Raw genomic sequence first — 12586 nt, forward strand, 5'->3', positions numbered from 1 at the left:
CTCTTCAAACAAGCCTGTGATCTCTTTTTATCACGGGCTTTTACGTATGTTTTGAGTGCCTTGGGGTACGCTAACCGAAATGATTGAGGAGAGAAAAGTATGAAACAATTTCTTTTTATTCTCACGCTTTGCGTCCTAGTTTTTTTAGGCACCCCACTACGTTCCGAACCGACCGAATCAGTAAAAATGCCCACAGCTTTCACTAGCGAAAAAGATTTGAGACAAATTATTGATTCGTATGCGAAGACAATGAGGATTAAACCCGAGAATGCGATTGTGGATTCAGTTTGGAAAGCAATTCCTGGTTACAATGGTCTCACCGTGGATGTCGAGGCAAGTTTTGATCGTATGGCACCAAGTGGCAAGTTTGACGAATCATTAGTCGTTTATAAGGAGCTGCCGCCAGCGGTCCGATTGGCAGATTTGCCACCATCCCCGATTTACAAGGGAAATCCAGAAAAACCGATGGTCACATTTTTAATTAACGTGGCATGGGGGGATGAATTTATACGGCCTATGCTCGATGTCTTGGACAAGCACGATGTCAAGGTCACATTCTTCCTTGACGGAAGCTGGACTGCAAAAACTCCAGATCTTGTAAAAGAAATTTATCGACAAGGCCATGAAATTGGCAATCACGCTTATAGTCATCCAGATCTCGCTAAGTCTACTTCTTCAAAAACGAGGGATGAGTTAAGAAAGACGAATGAAATCATCGAGAAAACAATCGGTGTAAAACCAACATGGTTCGGTCCGCCAAGCGGCAGTTTCACGAATGATACTATCGCCATCGCAAGGGATGAAGGAATGCTAACTGTATTATGGACAGTTGATACAGTTGATTGGAAACAACCCGACTCGGATGAGATGGTAAAACGTGTGCTTTCAAAAGTCGAGAACGGCTCGATGATTTTGATGCACCCAACAAAACCAACTGCGGAAGGTATGGACCGACTCATAAAAGGCATTAAAGAAAAAGGGCTGGCCATTGGTACTGTATCCGGTTTGCTCAGTGAAAAACGAATTGATTCCGTCGAGCATGAAGAGTTTTACATGCCATAAAATGAGCCCCATCATCAATGGATGATGGGGCTTCTGTTTACGATTTATTTTTGCGTTCAGCGTCATGAATATAATCCGTTTCCCAAAAATCCGCATTTTTAATACCAAGTTTTTTCGGATTAAAGACGGGATCCAATCCGGCCTTTTTCTGCCGTTCATAATCCTTCAACGCAACGAGCGCCGGTTTTGCAAGGATAACGATTGCGATGACATTCAGCCATACCATGATGCCAAGTCCGACATCACCAAGCGCCCATGCTAATTCAGCCGGCCGGATCGCGCCGATGAATGCTGTTAGCAAAATAATGATCTTCAGCACGAACATGATCGTTTTGGAATTTCGGTTTCGGAACAAATATGCAATATTTGTTTCCGCGATATAGTAATAGGCCATGATTGTTGTAAAAGCAAAGAAGAATAACGCAATAGCTACAAACCCAGCACCAAAACCAGGCATCACCGTATCTACTGCCGCTTGTGTATAACCAGGTCCTTGTTCCACATCGACCAAGTTATGAACGATATAGCTGCCATCTTCTGCTTGTGTATTGAAAGCCCCGGTGAAAAGGATCATAAATGCCGTGGCCGAACAGACAAGTAATGTATCGATATACACTGAAAACGCTTGCACAAGTCCTTGCTTTGCCGGGTGAGATACTTCAGCTGCTGCCGCTGCATGGGCACCTGTTCCCTGCCCTGCTTCATTCGAGAAAACGCCTCGTTTAACTCCCCACGAAATGGCCATCCCGATAATGCCGCCAAATGCGGAATCCATCGCGAATGCACTTTTAAATATAAGACCAATGACTTCAGGCAGTGCTGTAATATTCATTGCAATAATAATGACGGAGAACAGGATGTATCCAAGTGCCATGAACGGAACAATGACTTGCGCCGTGCTGGCAATCCGCTTAACCCCTCCGAGAATGATGAATCCGAGCAATAGAATGATGACCGCACCCGTTACCCAAGTCGGCATAGAAAAGGCATTTTTCATACCAGCCGCAATGGAGTTCGATTGAACGCCTGGCATTAACACAGCCATTGCAATTAACGCCGCAATTGCAAACGTCATACCAAACCATTTCCAGCCAATTCCCTTCTCGATGAAATATGCCGGACCACCTCGATATTGCCCATCTTGCTTCACCTTATAAATCTGTGCCAAAGTTGACTCGACAAATGCACTGGAAGCTCCAATGAATGCGATCGCCCACATCCAAAATACAGCCCCAGGACCACCATAGAAAATAGCTGTTGCTACACCTGCAATATTGCCTGTTCCGACACGTCCGGATAACGCGATAGACATCGCTTGAAAGGAAGAAACACCCGCTTCCGAACTTTTGCCTTGGAACATTAATCGAACCATCTCTTTAATATGTCGCACTTGCAAAAAGCGGGTTAGTATAGAAAATACTAATCCAACCCCTAGTAAAATATAAATGACTGGCGTACTCCACAAAATATCGTTTAACAGACTGACAAACTCGTTCATTTAACACCCCTCCTTCGATTTATCCATAAATATGAATGGTAGTTTCATAATATACAATATAAATAGAATAGTAAAACATTTTTATTTTTTGTTCTAAAATTGAAACGGATGTCTGATTCTGGATTAATATTACGTGTGGTTTAGGTTTATTCAATAAGTGGTACAACTATAGAAGGAATAGGGTCAGATTGGAGTGGAATTTAATATGGAAATCCTTTTATATGTCAGTGCCATTATTGCCGCGCTGTCTCTGTTGTTAATCGCCATCTTTGTCATCGTTACATTGAAAAGCGCGAAACAGATGCTGGGAGATATGTCGGAAACGATGAAACGAGTGGAAACGAAAATTGGAAAAGTAACCACCGAATCAGAGCGCCTAATGGCAAAAACTAACGATATTGCGGCAGATGTCGAGTTGAAAGTAAAATCGTTGGATGGCTTGCAAGCATCAGCAGCCAACCTATCCAAGACGACCGAACATATGAATCGTTCCTTCAACGAACTATCTAAAGAAATCGCTTCGCCTCCGCAAAAATACGTCGATTTGATGGAAAAAGCGACCGTGCTGACCGAAACCATTTCCCGCATTTATTCGATCTTTAAAAAACGGTCAAGCGAACCGGTAGCAAGACAGGAAGAGGCAGTTCGGGATCCCCTCCCGCCTTCCCGGCAAATTGAAATGTATAGCCAAAACGGCATGAATCATGTAGAGAGGTGATGAAATGGACTGGCTTGGCATTGGAGTACTTATTATAGGCGTAGCGTTCGCGGTACTAGTAATTCTGTTGATTAAACCGATCAATAAACTATCAGCAACGCTGAATAACGTGGAAAAAACGACCGACCAACTACCAAGTTTAATGAAAGATGTTTCACAAAAAACTGCTGAATTACTCGATAATGGAAATTCAACTTTAAAACAGGTCAATAAGTCAGCAAAAGAAATTGACCCGTATTTTACGATCATTGGTGATGTGGGTGAAGCGTCCCATGAATTGACTACGACCGCGCTTCATAAGGCGAATGAATGGAAAACAAAAACGTCAGTCGCCAAACAGTTTGTTCAGAAAGAAAAATACGCGGGATTACTCGGCGTACTATCGTTCTTTCAATTTTTAAAGGAACGAAAGCAAATTGCGACTACACCGGTCGAAATGACAACAAAAGATGATAAGAACGCGTAATGGCCATGAGCCGTTACGCGTTTTCATTTTTTCATCTTCCTTTATTTCCTTCTGCCAACGTAAAGCAAATGTGAAGATATGCCCAAAATCGATGAATCTGTTGCTCTTTCTCGAATAAATTCAAAAACCTTTTCTACCTCATCCTCGCCTTTCTCTTTCCAGTAGGTCCAACTTGCTGGGGGTAATATTGCACCTATATTTGAACCTATCAATTCCAATGATTCAAAACCATTTTTCTCCATAAAAGGATTGATATCTTTCACATTAAAATAATATGCGCCTGTAAAGCGTCCTTCTTCTGCATGATTGAAGCATCCCGTTTCATCAAATTGAGTAATTGTATTCATATTATCGTTCGGTTTCCAATGCTCTGGATGGATAAGAGAAGTGAGTAGATGGCGAATTCTAGGCATAAAAGCCACACACACAATTCCATTTCTTTTGGTTACCCGATGCAATTCCTGAATTGCCTTGATTCGATCCAGTTCATTCTGCAAATGATACATAGGGCCAAGCATAAGAGAAGCTTCAAATTGTTCATCTTCAAGCATGGCAAGATTCCTCGCATCCGCTTCATGAAATGCCTCAAATTGGCTTACTAAATCAAGCTCAGCAGCTTTCTCCCTTGCAATTTGTACCAGCTTGGGAGTTAAATCAGTCAGTGTAACTTGATAACCGCCTTTCGCCAGCTCCATTGCATACTTTCCAGGCCCTGCGCCATTATCTAGAATCGAACCGCTTGGAGGCAAATATTTTTTTATAAAGTGCCAATTCACACGAAACTCGATCGGTTCCCGTTCCAACCTTCCCCACTCATCAAATTGATTATAATAAGTAACGATTTCATTCATTTCATACACTCCCCTTACCCGCTATTGTTCTTTTATTCGCCAAGAAGCGGGTCAAAACCTTTCCCAACGTTTTGAACATAAAAAAATGCCCGTGAATGATCACGGACATTTTCCTTATTTTATTTATCATCTGATGTATATTTCCCGATTGTCGCAGCTTCCTTTGCTTCTTGTTTCATCCGTTCAATATCGAAAGTACGCTGTTCTCCCGCCACAAACAATTTTCTCGGACGAACCGTCTTTTGATTTTTAATGTCATTCCTTTTACGGACTGTGTAATAGCCGAGTGCGGCAATCCCATATATTCCGCCGATCTTCTGGTTCCGCTTCGCCTCGTCGGCCAGCTCCACTTTAGATTTAGCTGAATCCACCACATCTACTAATGAGGAAGAATACGTTCTTGTCGTATCCCCTATGTCACCGACAATTTGAAATAATGGTGTCAGGGATTCCAGTTTTTTATTCGTGTCTGCCAACGTTTGTGTACTCGTATGAATCAAGTTGCCGGTTTCTCCAAGCAGTTGATTCATTTGCTTAGGCAGTGCCTCCATGGTTTCATTTACACCATTCAAGACACCTGCAAGCCTGTTCAGCACACGTGCAAGAAAGATGGCAAGCAGTAAAAAGGCTACGCCGATCAATAAAACACCCAATCCAGTCAAACTCATAGGCTTCCCTCTCCTCCTTGATTACTCTTTCCTTTTCGTTCTCCTTGTTTCCACGATTTAACTATTCCAACTGCAAATTCGGAAAACTGAATGATGCGGACAAACGGGCCAGTCCCTTTTAATGTGTCGTCTTGTTCGTACGATTGGGTAACACCTGAGATACCCTCCGTTAACGTTTCACTCGTGTCGGCAAGATCACGTACCACATAGAAGGCGCTGGTCATCGAATCCAACTTTACATCCAGGTCATTGACCGTGTTGCCGGCCACATATAAGGTATCCTCCATCTCACCAATCATCTGATCAACACGGGCTTCCATTAATGAAACACTTCTTCCGGCAGTAGAAAGAATACGGGACGTCTTCAATAACATGATGGCTATATAAATGGATACAATAGCAAACGAAATTGCGATCAGAAACACGCCGATATGTACAAGCATACGTAAATTCCTCCTTCCTACCCTTCGTATACCCGAAGATGACGAAAAATAAGCGTGACATCAGCCGTATCCACAAAAATAGGGCTTGGCATCTTTCACCAAGCCCGCACTTATCAAATCATCTTTAGCAACGCCTCTTTACCAATCATGCCGGCCGTTATGCCTTTTTCTTCCGCCTCTAAAGTTACGGATTCCAGCGGCGCCTCAAGTAGCTGCTCAATCGTCTTCACGCCGACCGCACGGCCAGCCACTATTTTCCTTTCAGCCAGCACATTATTCAATAGCCCCACATCCAAAGCACCACACATAATATACCCATTGTCATTCGATACCGTCAGTAAAGTCGTTTTCGGCAAAAATACTGTCACCGCTGTAAACGGATGACCATCCAAAAATAACGGAGTCACTGTTACCATCTGCACCGCCCCTTTCCTTCCTATACATATGGGCGGAGAATCAAAAATGTGATTCATGTTCGGTTTGTAGCTAAACATGCCGATTTGCATGGAGCAGTGGCAGTTAGCAAATGAAAGCTAGCTTGGTTACGAGCGGTATGAATGAATATACGAGAGGTTCTCAGAATATACGAGCGGTTACTGGAATATACGAGTGGTTCCAGAATTATTTCGAGCGGTCTGTTCACCGATACGAGCGGTTGGCAGAATATATGAGTGGTTACAGCATATATACGAGCGGTTACGTGAAGTTCATTCTTAAAGACATTTGGGTTTACGTCGAAGAAGCAGCCAATAAAAGTTCCGTCTCTGTACATAGCATATGCATTCAAATATCTCCAACAGCTAGTAATCCACCTCATCATATATTCTCAGCAATTTCACTCTAGATATACCTTCGTCGATTCAGAAATAAGGTTTGCTTTCGAAAAGATGTCACTCTTGCTACTATAATAGATAGAGTAATGAAAATTTCCTTGGATTTTATAAAGAGGGTGTGGATGGAATGGATCGGGATCAGGATATAAAAGACCATCCGTTGTATGAAGATTTGACGGAGGAAGAGATGAATGAGCTTGCCTTGCAGGCTCGCCAGGAAGCACTGGAAAAGGGACGGGAACAGCCCGCCCAGCCAAAACGCCGGGTTCCTAAGTGGTTTGCGTGGCTGCTTTCCCTTGTGCTGATCTGCAGTACATTCGCCGGGCTATTTCAAGTGTTTTCGATAACAGCCATTGACTTTCTACTAACTTCCGCAAAATTATCACAGCATGAGGATATTGCAGCTTACAAAAAGGCGGTTGTCGTGGTAGTTACAGAGGATGGAAAAGGAACAGGGTTTGCGATTTCGGAAGATGGAACCATTTTGACGAATTATCATGTCGTAGAAGGAAATAATACAGTCTCTGTCGTTTTCCCAGAGGACGGAAGATATGCAGCGGAAGTGGTCCAGACAGAACCGTCTATTGATATGGCCGTTCTTAAAATCGAAGGTGAAGACCTACCTAAGCTGACGCTTGAAAAGGACGGGGCGATTGATAAAGAGGATGCTATTCGTTTCATCGGAAATCCGTTGAGTTTTAAAGGAATTGCCAACAAGGGTGTAGTGATTGGACCGACTCGGTTAAGCGATTGGAATGAAGATGTAATGATGATAAAAGCGCCAGTCTATCGAGGCAATAGCGGAAGTCCTGTCATCAATGAAAACGGCTCGGTAATTGGTGTCATTTTTGCCACGTTAGAACACGATGAACACGGAAAAGTCGGGCTGTTCATCCCCGTTGAACTGTTAAACAAATACAAAGTCCCTGCGAATTGATAAATCCCAACTTATTTTCCACCGTGCTTTCCTTCCTCGAGGGACATACTACTTGCGAAAGGAGAGGAAAGCATGATGAGACGTGCAAAATCACTTTTCCCTGAAGCAAGTACCGAGCAAGATTCAATATCGAATGATTTATCCAAAGATAAAGGGGTGCAATCGGAAACCCCTAAAACTAAATTTGAAATTGCAGAGGAACTCGGCATCCCCTTATCAACTGGAGATAATGGAGATTTGACTTCCCGGCAAGCAGGCAAAGTCGGCGGTCCGATCGGCGGGAATATGGTAAAAGAAATGATCCGCCTGGCACAGGAACAATTGGCGAGAGACCGCCGTCCCTTAGAATAAACCTAATGACTTCTCTCCAACAACCATCCTTGGGAGAAGTCTTTTTCTCCCCTTTAGTCTGCCAACAATTCATTCAGCACACGGCCATCTACTTCTCCAAGATCTAGCCCAAGCAAACGGGCGAAGGTCGGTCCTTCATCCACAAGCGACATCGCGGGTAGGATGACACCTTCCTTTATCCCCTTCCCTTTTGCGATAAAGACCGTTTCATACCCGGACTTTTTTGGAGAATAGCCATGGCATGCTCTTGTGTATAAACCGGAAGCCACATCGACATCTTGAATCAATTCAAAAGCATCTCCGTTCAGTGATTCAGAGAAGTAAAATCCTTCCCTCGCCTCAAGCATGAACGCAGCATCTCCGTTCGCCCCCATTTGCTGCATTTCCACTGAATCGTATACTGTTTCGATGCCATTCTTCGGGTTTGAGACTAAAGAATAAAGCAACGCTTGCACACGATCTTTCACAAGTGGATCGCTGACATGGATATAACAAGAACCGTCATTGCTCTGGCAATAGGCTTTCCACGAAGTGACTCTCCCCTTTTTTCCAATGCCAATTAACCCGCTATCTTTAAACAGCACATTCATCTTAATGACCGTATGTTCATCAAGTGAGCTATGATCTCCTAACGCAATGACAGTAGCCTTTTCAGCAATTCCACTCTCTTCTATCGCATTTAAAAGTTTTCCAAGCCTTTCATCATGTCTCCTCAAAGCATCCATAGCTTCCTGCGAGTTAAACCCATGTTGGTGTCGTTGCGAATCCAAGTCGACAAGATGAACTAGCATCAAATTCGGTTTCTTCGTTCGGACGGTATCAGAAGCTGCCGCTGTAACGAAATCATCCAGCCAAGGCTGCTGAATTCCTTGTCGGAGATGGCCAAACTTGCGATTCATTTCAAATGTATAGAAGAAACTGCCATTGTGTAAAGAAACAGCAGTCTGGGAATGCCATTTTCGGTTTGCGAAAATCTCAGGAATATGAAAATCAATCTTCGCTCTAGCCGTTACTGGCCACAGTAATGCAGCAGTCGACATGCCTGCTTTTTTCGCTTCGTCATATACTGTCGTACCCTTCACGTGGCGCCGATGCCAGTACCAATCGGGAGAATCGCGGCCAGGCTGGACAAGTGTATTTGCAGTAATGCCATGTCGCATTGGGTAGTTTCCCGTAATAATCGATGTGTGACACGGATAGGTTACGGAAGGATAAATCGTCTCGACATTGCGGCAGTACGAAGCTCCTTCCAAGAGCCGTTGAAAGTTCGGCAATTTTTGAATCTGCTCAAAGTCTTTTGCGGATAAGCAGTCAAAAGAAATGACAATTACATGTTCAGTCAATCGTTCCATCCTTTATATCCTCCGATTTGTTAACGCATTCCCTTCATTATATACAAAGTTGAATATGAAATTAAATGCTTGAACAGAATGCATAGAGAATGAATCATTCCTCATGTATGAGGCATTCTAAGACAACAGGAGGTGAACGAATTGGATCAGCGTATTCTTTGTGAAGTGAATAATTGCACATACTGGGGCAGCGGCAACAAGTGTCATGCTGAAGTCATCTATGTCGTCAGCCAAAACGGAAGCCAAGCAGCGGACAGCGAAGAAACGGACTGCAAAACGTTCAAGCCGGAGGACTAAGCCGGTATCATCCTGTTTGGGAGTGCAGTGGTCAAAGTGACCTGCTGCACTCCCAATTCTTTTTGTCATTCATCCAAATTCAGCAAGTCAGTCAACGGACAATAACGTGTCATGCCCTCCGCTACCTTTTGTGCCCCCATCATGCTAACGAACAGTTGGGCGCCTGTTGGTTGTTCCCTGGCCATTTTTGCTATGGACCAAGCGAGCAAAGTCAGTCCCCCCGCGATTCGAATCATCGAATTCACTGTACCGATATTTTGCTTCATTGTTTTCCCTCCTTTTGTTTCCCCCTTTATCGTTCCCTCTCCTTTTCGAATTATCAATTCCATTGAAAGCCCTTACAAAATGACAATTGAATAAAAACATATTTTTTTCGATAAAAAAAGTAAATTTCTTCTTGAAAATGGTATTCGACATGCTTTATCATAATAAAATGTTACTTAAAGGAGTGAGGCATGATGAGGAATTATACAAAAGAAGACATCCGGAGGTTTGTTAAGGAGGATAACGTGAATTTTATCCGTCTTCAGTTCACCGATATTTTTGGCATGATCAAGAACGTGGAAATTCCGGTCAGCCAGCTCGATAAGGCTTTGGACAATAAGATGATGTTCGACGGGTCTTCCATTGAAGGCTTTGTAAGGATTGAAGAATCGGATATGTATTTAATTCCTGACTTGGATACATGGATGGTCTTTCCTTGGCCGTCCGGAACGGGTAAAGTGGCCCGTCTCATTTGTGATGTTTCTTTAGCAGACGGTCGACCATTTTCCGGCGATCCCCGTGGAAATCTAAAACGTATTATTGAAGAAATGAAAGAAATGGGCTTTACTGAGTTCAATTTAGGACCCGAACCGGAATTTTTCTTATTTAAATTAGACGCTAACGGCAATCCAACAATGGAATTAAATGACCATGGGGATTATTTTGATTTAGCGCCGATGGATCTTGGCGAAAATTGCAGACGGGATATTGTTTTGGAATTGGAGGAGCTAGGTTTTGAAGTGGAAGCTTCTCATCATGAAGCGGCACCTGGGCAACATGAAATTGACTTCAAATATGCAGATGTTCTTTCCGCTTGTGACAATATTCAAACGTTCAAGCTCGTTGTTAAAACGATTGCACGGAAACACGGTTTGCACGCTACTTTTATGCCGAAACCGATTTATGGGGTAAGCGGTTCAGGGATGCACTGCAACGTTTCTCTCTTCAAAAATGGAGAAAATGTATTTTTTGACGAACATGGAGAACGGAAATTAAGTGAAACAGCTTATCAATTTATGGCTGGCGTCTTGGATCATGTCCGTGGATTTACGGCCATTACAAACCCGACCGTCAATTCCTACAAACGTCTTGTCCCTGGCTATGAGGCTCCTTGCTACGTGGCTTGGTCTGCACAAAACCGCAGTCCCCTTATTCGCATTCCAGCTTCACGTGGGATGAGCACAAGAATCGAAGTGCGTTCTGTCGACTCTTCAGCAAATCCATATCTCGCGATGGCCGCCATATTGAAAGCAGGACTGGATGGGATTAAACGGAATTTACAGCCACCACAGCCTGTTGACTGCAATATTTATGAAATGAAGCAAGCTGAACTAAAGGAGCGCGGCATCGGCACGTTGCCAACTGACTTGGATCATGCCTTAGCTGCACTTTCTGAGGATGAAGTAATTCGAGAAGCACTCGGGGCACATATCTACTCTAATTTTACAGAAGCGAAACATGTCGAGTGGGAAAGCTATCGAATAACCGTCCATCCTTGGGAATTAGAACATTATATGAAGATGTACTAATAAGGGAAATCCCGTTCTTCGGAGCGGGATTTTTTATTTCCTCAATTTCACCTCTCCCCCGAAAAATATTACGCCATCCGAAAAGTCAAGTTTAAAACCTTATAATACATAGTTTTTCACAATAATTTCACATTCCATATTTCCTTCTATTTGGTACTATTTCTATCAATTATATTTCTTACTAATATATAAAAATCAAATTAGAACCTTTTGTGACAACGGTTCTAAACTATTGTTTTTAGAGGTTGAAAGGAATATTATATGTGACACGAGGGAATTCCCTTACTTAAACTGTAAACATAAGCTAATTAAATATTATACACAAATAATATTTTCCAGCTTCTAAGTAAGTGAATTTCTTACATTTTAACTGAAGAGAGGGGAGTAACCATTGAAGGCGAAATGGTTCTTACTATCAATTTTCTTTACGCTTTCTCTGATTTTATCAGGCTGTGATAATTCGTTGCTCGTATTCGATCCAAAAGGACCGCAAGCGAAGACGTTATCCGATACGATTATCTTTTCCATCATCATGATGGCAGGCATCCTTCTCGTTGTCTATATCCTATTTACGTTCATGCTCGTTAAATACCGGGCATCCAAGATGGACGACAACTACGAGCCGCCGCATGAAGAAGGAAGCAAATGGTTGGAAATCACTTGGACAGTTATTCCAGTCATTATCGTCATTGTTCTATCTGTTGTAACAGTACGAACAACATCTGAAGTGGAAAACAAGCCGGTTGCGTATGCGAATGAAAAGCCGCTTGTTATTTACGCTTCATCTTCCAACTGGAAATGGCATTTCAGCTATCCAGAGGAAGGCATTGAAACAGTGAACTATGTTAACATCCCGGAAGATCGTCCAGTCGAGTTCCGTCTGTATTCCTTCGGACCGATTACCAGCTTCTGGATTCCGCAATTAGCCGGACAAAAATATGCCATGAGCGACATGGTGACAAAGATCAATCTGGCTGCTGAAATACCGGGATCCTATATTGGTAAAAACTCAAACTTTAACGGTAAAGATTTTGCCCATATGGAGTTTGAAACACAAGTCATGACTGAGAAGGACTATGAAAAATGGGTGGAAGAAGTAAAGGAGACAGCTCCTACTTTGACAGAATCCGAATTTGATGAATTGATTGAGCCTAGCGTCCTTGGACGTAAGACGTATTCATCTACGCATCTTGAGTTTAGACCTGCTCCAGAAGGCGAGCATGCTGGCCACCATCATGGAAACAGTGATGAGGAAACAGACTCTTCACACCATATGGACATGGATATGGAAGACCATAAATAATCCTCTACTCGAAG

At 43.0% G+C, this 12586-nt stretch carries 16 protein-coding genes; 9 read left to right on the forward strand and 7 right to left on the reverse strand.

Annotated elements, in window-relative coordinates; all coding sequences use genetic code 11:
- Positions 1–99: 99 nt before the first annotated feature.
- The gene (locus tag L7D49_RS13215) at positions 100–1062 is read left to right on the forward strand and encodes a polysaccharide deacetylase family protein (RefSeq protein WP_238081571.1); all 963 of its coding nucleotides are present in this window, start codon (positions 100–102) and stop codon (positions 1060–1062) included.
- A gap of 37 nt (positions 1063–1099) precedes the next feature.
- Here the strand turns inward: L7D49_RS13215 and L7D49_RS13220 are convergent, their stop codons facing one another.
- Entirely contained in the window at positions 1100–2560 is a 1461-nt protein-coding gene (locus L7D49_RS13220; RefSeq protein ID WP_238081574.1) for an alanine/glycine:cation symporter family protein, read from the reverse strand.
- Between the two features lie 205 nt (positions 2561–2765).
- Between L7D49_RS13220 and L7D49_RS13225 the strand changes: the two genes are divergently transcribed.
- Together L7D49_RS13225 and L7D49_RS13230 are read left to right on the forward strand one after the other, a co-directional pair.
- Complete coding sequence (locus L7D49_RS13225; protein WP_238081576.1) at positions 2766–3278, forward strand: DUF948 domain-containing protein; 513 nt, start codon at positions 2766–2768, stop codon at positions 3276–3278.
- Positions 3279–3282: 4 nt separating this feature from the next.
- Entirely contained in the window at positions 3283–3744 is a 462-nt protein-coding gene (locus L7D49_RS13230) for a DUF948 domain-containing protein (protein WP_238081578.1), read from the forward strand.
- Between the two features lie 41 nt (positions 3745–3785).
- Here the strand turns inward: L7D49_RS13230 and L7D49_RS13235 are convergent, their stop codons facing one another.
- The 4 genes from L7D49_RS13235 to L7D49_RS13250 form a co-directional block, all read right to left on the reverse strand.
- Entirely contained in the window at positions 3786–4595 is an 810-nt protein-coding gene (locus L7D49_RS13235) for a class I SAM-dependent methyltransferase (RefSeq protein WP_238081580.1), read from the reverse strand.
- A 119-nt stretch (positions 4596–4714) separates the two neighbouring features.
- Positions 4715–5263 carry a DUF948 domain-containing protein gene (locus L7D49_RS13240; RefSeq protein WP_238081582.1) on the reverse strand — a complete coding sequence of 183 codons (549 nt, stop codon included), beginning with the start codon at positions 5261–5263 and terminating at the stop codon, positions 4715–4717.
- Positions 5260–5706, reverse strand: coding sequence for a DUF948 domain-containing protein (locus L7D49_RS13245; protein ID WP_238081584.1), 447 nt, complete (start codon positions 5704–5706; stop codon positions 5260–5262). The genes L7D49_RS13240 and L7D49_RS13245 overlap by 4 nt, the downstream gene beginning before the upstream one ends.
- Positions 5707–5819: 113 nt before the next feature.
- Complete coding sequence (locus L7D49_RS13250) at positions 5820–6122, reverse strand: YunC family protein (protein WP_238081586.1); 303 nt, start codon at positions 6120–6122, stop codon at positions 5820–5822.
- Positions 6123–6232: 110 nt separating this feature from the next.
- Between L7D49_RS13250 and L7D49_RS13255 the strand changes: the two genes are divergently transcribed.
- From L7D49_RS13255 to L7D49_RS13265, 3 genes are all read left to right on the forward strand, one after another.
- Positions 6233–6550 carry a hypothetical protein gene (locus L7D49_RS13255; protein ID WP_238081588.1) on the forward strand — a complete coding sequence of 106 codons (318 nt, stop codon included), beginning with the start codon at positions 6233–6235 and terminating at the stop codon, positions 6548–6550.
- Between the two features lie 116 nt (positions 6551–6666).
- A complete protein-coding gene (locus L7D49_RS13260) occupies positions 6667–7476 on the forward strand; it encodes a S1C family serine protease (protein ID WP_238081589.1) in 810 nt (269 codons plus the stop codon).
- A gap of 72 nt (positions 7477–7548) precedes the next feature.
- Complete coding sequence (locus L7D49_RS13265; RefSeq protein ID WP_238081591.1) at positions 7549–7827, forward strand: alpha/beta-type small acid-soluble spore protein; 279 nt, start codon at positions 7549–7551, stop codon at positions 7825–7827.
- Positions 7828–7880: 53 nt separating this feature from the next.
- On the opposite strand, the gene L7D49_RS13270 is transcribed toward L7D49_RS13265, so the two are convergent.
- A complete protein-coding gene (locus L7D49_RS13270) occupies positions 7881–9179 on the reverse strand; it encodes an alkaline phosphatase family protein (RefSeq protein ID WP_238081593.1) in 1299 nt (432 codons plus the stop codon).
- Between the two features lie 141 nt (positions 9180–9320).
- On the opposite strand from L7D49_RS13270, the gene L7D49_RS13275 reads away from it, so the two are divergent.
- Positions 9321–9476: a DUF1540 domain-containing protein gene (locus L7D49_RS13275; protein WP_238081595.1), complete on the forward strand. Its 156-nt coding sequence runs from the start codon at positions 9321–9323 to the stop codon at positions 9474–9476.
- A gap of 65 nt (positions 9477–9541) precedes the next feature.
- Here L7D49_RS13275 and L7D49_RS13280 read toward each other — a convergent pair whose 3' ends face one another.
- Positions 9542–9742 (reverse strand): YgaP family membrane protein, encoded by a 201-nt coding sequence (locus L7D49_RS13280; RefSeq protein ID WP_238081597.1) that lies wholly within the window; start codon positions 9740–9742, stop codon positions 9542–9544.
- Positions 9743–9934: 192 nt separating this feature from the next.
- Here L7D49_RS13280 and glnA point away from each other — a divergent pair, with 192 nt between their 5' ends.
- Both glnA and qoxA read left to right on the forward strand, forming a co-directional pair.
- Positions 9935–11269 (forward strand): type I glutamate--ammonia ligase, encoded by a 1335-nt coding sequence (gene glnA / locus L7D49_RS13285; protein WP_238081599.1) that lies wholly within the window; start codon positions 9935–9937, stop codon positions 11267–11269.
- 391 nt (positions 11270–11660) lie between these two features.
- Positions 11661–12572, forward strand: a complete 912-nt coding sequence (qoxA, locus tag L7D49_RS13290) for a cytochrome aa3 quinol oxidase subunit II (protein WP_238081601.1) — start codon at positions 11661–11663, stop codon at positions 12570–12572.
- The last annotated feature ends 14 nt before the right edge of the window (positions 12573–12586 follow it).

It is taken from the genome of Sporosarcina cyprini (assembly GCF_022048975.1).
Classification (GTDB): Bacteria; Bacillota; Bacilli; order Bacillales_A; family Planococcaceae; genus Sporosarcina; species Sporosarcina cyprini.